We start from the raw sequence: 8,149 nt of genomic DNA, 5'->3' as shown, positions 1-8,149 counted from the left end.
CTGATCGTCACCTGCCGGCTTAACGGCGTTGACCCCGAGACGTGGTTGCGTTACGTCATCGGTCATATACAGGACTGGCCGGTGAACCGGGTCCGCGATCTGCTGCCATGGAAGGTCGAGCTTCCCTCTGCCTGAACGTCAATACGGTCTGAATGCGACGCTTACGGATAATGCCAGGCATGGCCACCCGGAGTTGTGACGACAGAGCATGACGCAGGGTATCGAGCAGTTCCTGTTCACCGCCCGCTCTTTCAGATACGGATATCGCCATTAGCTTGTCCTGTTCAGCGTTGATGCGTTCATCAGGTCAGCAGAGCCTTTAGCGATGCAGACCAAATCCATATACCACGGCTTTCCGCGAGTATCCCCTGAATAACTGATATTTTTCACGATATAGTCCCCGTCAGTAGAAAGGCTGGCCGGTTGTGAAATGCTGCCGTTAGTTTGTTGCAACGCGCCGTCCGTTACGGTATCAATCCGTCCTGGTGCTGCGGCAATATCGCTGTCCGGAAGCATGGTGCGGTAAATCAGAGACTGATCCAGCCGTATCAGGCCGTTAACCTGAATATTAGGGTTGATAAGGCAACGAACGTTGACGCCCGCCATGATGGTTTGCTGCGGCATACCGATAAGACCCGTAGTGCTGTTAAGCACAATGGCCTCCTGGACATAGTTATCTTCCGGCACCATCACCAGTTGACCGTTGATATATTGCCATGAAGCCCTGCACTGCCCCGCCAGATTGTCGGCGGCATCACGGGTCATGCCGAAATACGTTTTCCCTCGCGGGAAGCGCGTGGCGTCAAAATCGGGTGCTGCGCCTTTCACGATACCGTAAGGGGCCAGCCCTTCCAGCAGAGCATGGTGCTGTTCGGCCTGCGTGTGCCCGGCGCTGAGTGTGGTATTCATGGTCGCGTAATCGTACGCATCATGCGAATCCACCGCCTGAATAATCACAAAGGTATCAGTCGGATTATCCCTGCCGGTGATGGAGTAGCGAATTTTTCCGGTGAAAATCAGCCCGTAGTTATCCTGGTACCCCGCCATCAGTTGCACGCTGGCAAACTCTCCGGCCTGGATCCGGTTCGCCGTCTCAGGTTTCAGGTTCCAGACTTTAAATACCGCTGTACGTGGCCAGCGCGTATCCGGCCACGAAATACTGAACGTACAGCAAAAGGAAGAAAGCTCCAGCCCTTCGCCTTTTTCATCGGCAACAATAAGCGAACATTTTCTTATCCAGTTCTGTGACATGATTTTGTCCGTAAAAAAACCTGCCGTAGCAGGTTAATCAGTAAGCCAGTAAAATTTTGCCGTCTGGCCGGGCGAGGTTTCGCCGGGTGGCTGTTCATCTTCCGTCACGACAACCAGCCTGCCCCCCGGATTAAGCCAGCCATATTGCGCCAGTAAATCTGTACCGGGGATCAGCGGTATTCCTGTTATGACCGGATCACCGGACGCATTAAGCATATCAAGCACCCAGCCTGCCGCATCACGCCAGATAAGTCGCATCTGCCATACCCGGCCTGACAGGCTGATAGTGAATTGCTGGCAGGTCGCACTGAGCGGTATTTCTCTAAGCTGCATTGAACCACCCCGATAGTCGCTGTAACAGACTGACATTCTCAACCGGTCTGGCGTTTTTAACGCCGGTATTGCTCACACCGGTCGTGGTTGCCCCCTCCTTCATATTTTGCTGGCTGCTGACGGTCACCGTTTCCGTCTGATTCATGTTTAATTCACGTAACGTCAGCACCGCCATCAGCACATTTTCACTGGCCTTGTCAGTCGTCACCTCAATCGCACGTATCAGCATATTGCTGTACTGCCGTTTGCCCGTGATAACGTCAAATGGCTGACGGCTGGACTGGAGATCGAGTATCTTCTGATACGTTTCCTCCGGGCTTAGGCCCATGCTGAGGCCAACATTTGACGTATCCCAGAAATCAAGAAGCGATCCACCCCCTGAAAAACCGACTTCCATAGTCAGTTCAGCCGGACGTTTATAGGCGTGATCGGCGATTTCCGCGCCAATTTCAACAGGGTGTTCAGTGATTTCCAGCGTGTCCTGATGCTTCTCCGAGATAATGACGTCAGGCACCAGCAGGTCAATTTTCCGCGATTGCTGCGAAAACAGCGTTGACAGAATATCCATCAGTAAGCCCTCTGTTTCGTCTGCCCGATAAGTCGGGCGTTCACGCTGGTTTGCCGCCCGGCAATATCCATGCCGGTTGCCACCGGATCAGTCGCTCCATAAACATTAATTGTCGTTTCCTGCTGGATACCACTGCCGCTCGCCCCAGGCATATTACTCAGCACTCTGGGGATATAATTACGGGTTTCCTGTGGCATCAGCGCCATACCGTGCTTACGCACGTTACCCAGCCCCCAGTTGTAGGACGCCAGCGCTTTTTCCAGATTGCCGCCGTTGGCTTTCAGAAGCTGGGACAGATAACGCGCTGCCGCCTGCGCGGATTTAGCAGGATCGAACACATCATTGCCTTTCAGGCCCATATCCCGCGCAGTGCCATCCATAAACTGAAACAGCCCCTTAGCACCGGCACCGGAAACAGCAAACTGATTGCCTCCGGATTCAGTGATAGCCACGCTCCGGAGAAGCCCTTCTGGCAACCGGTAAAGTTGTTCAAGTTTGCCGAGTGTCGGTTGCAACCAGCCCAACAACGCCGCGCCTGAGCGGGAAGGGTGGGGCCTGCGAACCGACTGAGCATGCTGCGCTGGCTCGTTGCCAGGAATGTCCAGAGCGGCTTCAGGCGTACCATGAACCGTATTGGGATTGCGACCAAAATCGGTGTTAATTCCCATCCAGCGCAGCGCATCGCCAATATTACCTTTGGTGTAATTCCAGGATGATTGTGCGCTGTCTTTGATGTTTTCGCGGTCACTGTAGAGATAGGCAGCATAAGCCGTCCATCCTTTCAGCCAGGGCGGCATCGGAATCCCGGCAATTTTGCCAAAGGCTCCCAGCACTTTTGACACCCAGGCACCAGCGATAAATGTGGCTAGAATTTCCAGCGTGTTTTGCCAGCCTCCCACGTCTTTAACCAGCCCGGTGACCTTATCCCTGATCCATTCAAAAGCCTTTTTCGCCTGCTCAATTTCTGGCCCCCACTTCGACCAGTCGATAAAGGATTTCCCCCCTTCCTTCCACGTCTGATAGTCATCCCACAATAAAAGCAACGCCGCCACAAGGCCGGTAATGATGCCAATTGGCGATGAGAAAAAGGCCCGGTTCAGCGCCCAGATTGCAGCAGTAAATGCACCAAAAGTCGTGATCACCTTTTTGCTCTGCGTATCCAGGCTGTTCCACCAGTCGAAGATTTCGCCCACTGCCTGTATCAGCCGCCAGATAACCCGACTGACCATCTCACCGGCGCGGATCATTCCCCGGATAATCCGGGTCAGTACGTCTTCTATTTTGGGGAAATTTTCAAGGATTTTTTTTCGCAGATTATCCAGCGTTCCGGCCAGCCCTCCGGCAAGGTTTGCGCCAACTTTATCGCGCAGAATACCCATTAGCGCCGTCAGCCCCTTCATGGAAGTCATGAACTTATTAGACTGCGCCGCCGCTTTTTCTGCATTAAAGCCGGTACGATTTAACATGGACTGATAATCCGCCGTGAAGCCATTCAGCCCCCTGCGCATCGCCATCAGCGTATTTTCATCGATACCCAGCATCTGCGCGTACTGGTTAGCCCGGTAATACGGCATCTGGCTCAGTTTCTGCCCCACCCCGGTAAAGATGGCAGACATATCGCGCATTTTTCCGCTGACATCGCGCGTCTGCACGCCAAGTCGGTTCAGGAACCCTTCTGCCCCCGGACTGTTGCGAACAAAACGCGCCAGACTTTCCAGCGCCCCCTGCGCCGCCTCTGCACTGCTGCCGGTCTGCGCGGCGGCAAACGTCAGCGCTTTCATTCCTGCGACCGTCGATCCGGTGCGCTGTGACGACCAGTAGAGTTTATCCAGCCCCGCCGCTATTTTGGTGGTAAATCCCACCACCGACAGCGCTGCACCCTCCACCGTTGCGCCCATTTTCAGCACATTGGCCGTAACACCGGTAAGGACACTCTGAAATTTCCGCATCCCCGATTCATCAACCTGAAAACCGAGACTGACAAGGAAATCGCGGATGGTATCTACGTTACCCACTGTTTGCCTCTCTCCATCGCGCTATTCGCGCTTCGTTGTCGTGTTTCAGGCCCAGCCAGTCATTCATACGGGCGATATCAGCGAGATCGACCGAGCCATCTTTCAGTGCGGTATAGGGAATGTAACCGGCATCAACCGGATCCATCAGGTAGTTCTCGCCATCAGGAAGACTGTCGAGAACTAAACCTGCGGTGGGGGCGCTGTCACGGCGTCTTGGGGTGCGTGAAAAAAATTTCCCAGCGAATCCCCGATAACCTGCACGACGATGTTCAGCATGCTAATCAGGTCGATATCGTCAAACATCAGTTCACCCTGGCGAAAAACCGGCATCCATTTATTACCGTTCTGGCGGGAAACCACGGAAAGACACGGGTGGAGGATGGCATCACAATCGCTGTCACTCATTCCCGCCACCGCATCAGCAATGGCAGGCAACAACGTTTCAATGGCGGCTTCACCACTGCGCAGCTTCTGCAATTCACCCACCATGCCGGATAATACCGGCAACAGTTTTCTTGCCACTTTCAGTTGATCAAACACGCTGAGTTTCCCGGCGCGGTAGGTATTACCGTTCAGTTCAATATCCATCGTTTAAAATTCTCCCAGCAGTTCATCGATTTTGATGCAGTCAAACACCCAGGCCACAGTGTTGCCGTCTTTGGCATTCTGCCAGTCGGGTATTTTCTGAAACGCACCGCCGCGAGCCGTGGCGATATCACCTGACGCATGGTTGCGGATCACAAACACATTGTTGCCCCATAGCGCTGACGACTGACTTTGTGCGTTGTAGGCGATCATCAGCTTTTTGTTAACGGGTGAAGTTTTCAGCAGGTTAATCGTGACAGTGCCCGATTTCCCGGCGTGCAGGCTGTGCATACCTTCACCGTCTGCGCCAATAGTCATGGTGTTCTTCGCCTCTGTCATGGCGACCACGATCCCCTCATCGGAGTTTGCCGAACCATAACCGAGGTCAATTACACCGGTCGGCCCCGTCATTGAGGCCGACACATCCATAAAACTGTAAGTTGCCATTTTTTCCCCTTAGCGAACGACTGTGATCAGTACATCAGCAAAATGCACGGCACCGGCGAGTTTGCAGGCGACCTGAATCGGCGGCGCTTTGCGTTTCTCACGATCTGCCTGCGCCTGTTCTGACATTGGCTGGATCCAGGCGTAGTACCCTTTGGTCAGCGTATCCCCCGGAGACAGTTGCCCTATCGCACCGCCATTCCAGACGCCGGGGGCAATCAGACCGTTATTCACCGCCTGTTCCATCGACTGCTCTACACTGGCCAGCAGCCGCGTTCCCCCCGGATCGGTTTGCGGTACCTTGGTTGTACTGGTGTAAAGCAGGTTATAGAGATTGTTCTGAACATAGTTTTGCAGCCAGTCGAGGCCGTGGCGCTCATCAAAAAAATCGCCATTTGCCATCACACCTTCCTGCAAAATAGCGGTTTCGTTGTCATAACGAACAAAAACGTTACCGTTTTTTGCCGCCAGCGCATCCGCCTGAGACGTTCGCAGCAGTTCCGCTGTAATACCCGGCTCCTGCTTAAATTTCAGCGTGATAGTGGTATTGTTACCGCCAAAATTCACCGTAAAGGCGCGGCCAAATGCCGAAGCAGCGGCCCAGGGGGAAGAGGTGGAGTATTGTGTGAAAACACGACCGTAATTGCCTTTTTTCAGTACAGAGGCAATATCGTCCGTTCTGGTGGCGTCAATAGCCGCCGTATCCTGTGTGGTTAAACCGAAAATACGCGATGTGCTGCTGGCACCGATAAAGGCAGCAATGGCGGTGGTATCATCTGCCGACAGGTCAGCAGCAACTATAAGGCCATACCAGGCACTGGAGAAATCGGCCAGTGTCGCTACCGCCTGCACCGCTGTTTCCCCGTCCATGCCCGCAACAGGTGACGCCCCCGCCGCCTGTGACAGCATTGTCAGCGCAGTCAGATCGGTACCGCTGTCCGGCGCGGTAGCGTAGCCCACCGTGCTGTTCTTACCTGCTGTAGAGGAAACCACCGTGAACCGGCTGTTGTTTGCATCCCACAGGACGGTAGCGGTGGTGATTTTTTCCGCAATACGCTGGGCAACGCCGTTCAGGTTAGTCTCTTTCGATAAATCGACGCCGGTAACATTTACCGCTTTCCCGTTGACGGTAATTTTCATTGCGCCATCGGTAACACCGGTGAAGTTACTGATTTTCGCCTGTTCTGAGGTCAGTATCGCGCCGCGCAGCATTCCCGCAGAGGCTTCACTGACCCAGCGCCCGATAAAGAGATCAACCGGACGGGGGGATTGTTGATAATAAAGTGCCGCCGCCTGATATTCCGGCGCGTCAGTGCCAAAATCGGTAGCCACTTCTTCAACAGACGAATACGCCCGCAGGCGCTCCAGGGGATCAATGACAGACGATGCCCCCATTATTAGTAGCACACCAAAATTCCGTGCGCTTGCCGCACGCGGCGACATATCGACAGTGACGTTAACCACTCTCGATACAGGTAAGCCCTGTGACATAATTTATTCTCCGGAAAAGGTGACCGGTATATCGGTCGGTGATTCAGCAACCAGCGATTTAACGTTGTATTCGCGCACAACCTTACGGCGCAGGCGCACGGTAAAATCGTACCGGCGTACCCACTGATTGTTGATGAGTTCGGGAAAAGGAATAATGTGGCTGTAGCCCGCGAGCGACAGCCCCTGAGTGTTCAGTTCCGCGTTGTTCTGACTGACAGCGATCCCGTCACGAAAACGGGTCGCGTACTGCTGTCCTGCGGGGCCGTAAAAGGAAGCCAGGCATTCAATGGTCTCATGCCGCCAGAGTTCAGTATTATCTTCGGTCTGGTTAACAAATGCCGGATTATCATCGCCCGGCATATCCACCACACCAAAAGCGCACCAGTTAGTCTCTGGCGGTAATAGTGCGGGCTGTTCAGGTTGCCAGCGGGGACGAACCACAGACTCAGGCAGACCGGAAACACCGCGTAGCCATCGGCTGAGAAGCCTGTCCAGTTCTTCACCATAAACGGGTGATTCCCTGACGGGTGTCAGCCAGCCACGTTCCTGGCTTGTGTTATTGCTCAACCGGTATTCCTCCATCAAATGGCAGCAATTCACAGTGCGCCTGAACAAAACCCGCACCATACGCGGTATAAGGATCGACAAAGGACACCCGGTAATCACGGTTCTGATACGTGACAATATCAGCGTCACGCCCCGTTTCGCCGTTACTCAGGCGTTCAGTCGTCACCACCAGTATCGCCCCGCCAATAGCCTGCCCTGCCTGCATTCGGCGGTTTTCCAGTGAGCGATCAACCGTCACCACACCAGAAAAACTGGATTTTTCTTCCACGCTGGTCGTGATGCCGTCCGCATCCGTCTGTTGAAACCGCCGCGTAACCAGCAGGCTGGTATCACAGAAGTCGGGATCAAACAGCACGTCTGTTACGTCAAGATTTGGCATTTTTATCCCTCACAATGTACGTGATAGAGCGGCGATACTGCCCGGTATCGATAAGTGGTCTGGCGTTGGCATTATCAGGTGCGTTACCCGCCGCGCGGCTGTCAAGTTCCGCTCTGGCACCTTTCCGCCCCCTTCGTGCGCGGGCTGCTACCGTGCTATCCGCCAGCGGAGCAAAATCTGAGGCGGTAATAAAACGCCTTACGCCATCCGCTGCTGTTGCCCCGGCCTGATTAAGCAGTCTGTCTGCGCCAGAGATATTGCCCTCAAGTGTAAAAAGCGCTGCCTGTTTAAGCATGGGCAGCGTTTTGTCCTGTACCGATTTAACACCGGGTTGGAGATGTGGCCTAAATAACTGATCCTAATACCGCTACACTTTAGCCAGCCCATGTTTTCCCCCGGGGAATGGGCTGACGGTATTCATAAAGTGATGGACCTTTTTCAACAGTTGCCACATTGAACTGCACTGGTGATTTCGGGTTATTGTCTCATGAAGCGCCTGCCACAACCGTTCGACAT

The 8,149-nt window shown here is 54.0% G+C and carries 11 protein-coding genes and 2 pseudogenes; 1 reads left to right on the top strand and 12 read right to left on the bottom strand.

The window, feature by feature from the left end; translation table 11 throughout:
• A partial coding sequence (locus tag F7Q90_RS23860; protein WP_151161057.1) for a transposase domain-containing protein occupies window positions 1-135 on the top strand: 135 nt, incomplete at its 5' end.
• Between the two features lie 135 nt (window positions 136-270).
• On the opposite strand, the gene F7Q90_RS23850 is transcribed toward F7Q90_RS23860, so the two are convergent.
• From F7Q90_RS23850 to F7Q90_RS23795, 12 genes and pseudogenes are all read right to left on the bottom strand, one after another.
• Complete coding sequence (locus F7Q90_RS23850) at window positions 271-1,251, bottom strand: phage protein (protein WP_006118365.1); 981 nt, start codon at window positions 1,249-1,251, stop codon at window positions 271-273.
• Window positions 1,252-1,284: 33 nt separating this feature from the next.
• Complete coding sequence (locus F7Q90_RS23845; protein WP_044241633.1) at window positions 1,285-1,584, bottom strand: phage baseplate plug family protein; 300 nt, start codon at window positions 1,582-1,584, stop codon at window positions 1,285-1,287.
• Window positions 1,574-2,152, bottom strand: a complete 579-nt coding sequence (locus F7Q90_RS23840) for a phage baseplate protein (RefSeq protein WP_006118367.1) — start codon at window positions 2,150-2,152, stop codon at window positions 1,574-1,576. The genes F7Q90_RS23845 and F7Q90_RS23840 overlap by 11 nt, the downstream gene beginning before the upstream one ends.
• Entirely contained in the window at window positions 2,152-4,167 is a 2,016-nt protein-coding gene (locus tag F7Q90_RS23835; RefSeq protein ID WP_006118368.1) for a transglycosylase SLT domain-containing protein, read from the bottom strand. Before F7Q90_RS23835 ends, F7Q90_RS23840 begins: the two co-directional genes overlap by 1 nt.
• Window positions 4,160-4,312: a DUF6889 family protein gene (locus F7Q90_RS23830; RefSeq protein WP_006118369.1), complete on the bottom strand. Its 153-nt coding sequence runs from the start codon at window positions 4,310-4,312 to the stop codon at window positions 4,160-4,162. Before F7Q90_RS23830 ends, F7Q90_RS23835 begins: the two co-directional genes overlap by 8 nt.
• Before the next feature lie 35 nt (window positions 4,313-4,347).
• A complete protein-coding gene (locus F7Q90_RS23825) occupies window positions 4,348-4,755 on the bottom strand; it encodes a phage tail assembly chaperone (protein ID WP_006118371.1) in 408 nt (135 codons plus the stop codon).
• Window positions 4,756-4,758: 3 nt separating this feature from the next.
• Window positions 4,759-5,199 (bottom strand): DUF3277 family protein, encoded by a 441-nt coding sequence (locus F7Q90_RS23820; RefSeq protein ID WP_006118372.1) that lies wholly within the window; start codon window positions 5,197-5,199, stop codon window positions 4,759-4,761.
• A 9-nt stretch (window positions 5,200-5,208) separates the two neighbouring features.
• Window positions 5,209-6,687 (bottom strand): DUF3383 domain-containing protein, encoded by a 1,479-nt coding sequence (locus F7Q90_RS23815; RefSeq protein ID WP_006118373.1) that lies wholly within the window; start codon window positions 6,685-6,687, stop codon window positions 5,209-5,211.
• Between the two features lie 3 nt (window positions 6,688-6,690).
• The gene (locus F7Q90_RS23810) at window positions 6,691-7,254 is read right to left on the bottom strand and encodes a phage neck terminator protein (RefSeq protein ID WP_420919766.1); all 564 of its coding nucleotides are present in this window, start codon (window positions 7,252-7,254) and stop codon (window positions 6,691-6,693) included.
• Entirely contained in the window at window positions 7,244-7,633 is a 390-nt protein-coding gene (locus tag F7Q90_RS23805; protein WP_006118375.1) for a hypothetical protein, read from the bottom strand. Before F7Q90_RS23805 ends, F7Q90_RS23810 begins: the two co-directional genes overlap by 11 nt.
• Window positions 7,620-7,979, bottom strand: a pseudogene (locus F7Q90_RS23800) (hypothetical protein); the annotation flags it as partial. The pseudogene F7Q90_RS23800 and the gene F7Q90_RS23805, both read right to left, overlap by 14 nt.
• A gap of 21 nt (window positions 7,980-8,000) precedes the next feature.
• Window positions 8,001-8,149, bottom strand: a pseudogene (locus F7Q90_RS23795) (IS630 family transposase); the annotation flags it as partial.

The organism is Pantoea stewartii subsp. stewartii, assembly GCF_008801695.1.
GTDB classification, from domain to species: Bacteria; Pseudomonadota; Gammaproteobacteria; order Enterobacterales; family Enterobacteriaceae; genus Pantoea; species Pantoea stewartii.
The sequence above is the reverse complement of the archived record's forward strand: the minus strand, read 5'-3'. Positions and strand labels throughout refer to the sequence as shown.

Excerpts from the sequence above, each read along its gene's own strand:
- F7Q90_RS23805 (WP_006118375.1), bottom strand. The coding sequence starts at position 7,633 with ATGCCAAATCTTGACGTAACAGACGTGCTGTTTGATCCCGACTTCTGT.
- F7Q90_RS23830 (WP_006118369.1), bottom strand. The coding sequence starts at position 4,312 with ATGGATCCGGTTGATGCCGGTTACATTCCCTATACCGCACTGAAAGAT.
- F7Q90_RS23825 (WP_006118371.1), bottom strand. The coding sequence starts at position 4,755 with ATGGATATTGAACTGAACGGTAATACCTACCGCGCCGGGAAACTCAGC.
- F7Q90_RS23815 (WP_006118373.1), bottom strand. The coding sequence starts at position 6,687 with ATGTCACAGGGCTTACCTGTATCGAGAGTGGTTAACGTCACTGTCGAT.
- F7Q90_RS23845 (WP_044241633.1), bottom strand. The coding sequence starts at position 1,584 with ATGCAGCTTAGAGAAATACCGCTCAGTGCGACCTGCCAGCAATTCACT.
- F7Q90_RS23850 (WP_006118365.1), bottom strand. The coding sequence starts at position 1,251 with ATGTCACAGAACTGGATAAGAAAATGTTCGCTTATTGTTGCCGATGAA.
- F7Q90_RS23840 (WP_006118367.1), bottom strand. The coding sequence starts at position 2,152 with ATGGATATTCTGTCAACGCTGTTTTCGCAGCAATCGCGGAAAATTGAC.
- F7Q90_RS23820 (WP_006118372.1), bottom strand. The coding sequence starts at position 5,199 with ATGGCAACTTACAGTTTTATGGATGTGTCGGCCTCAATGACGGGGCCG.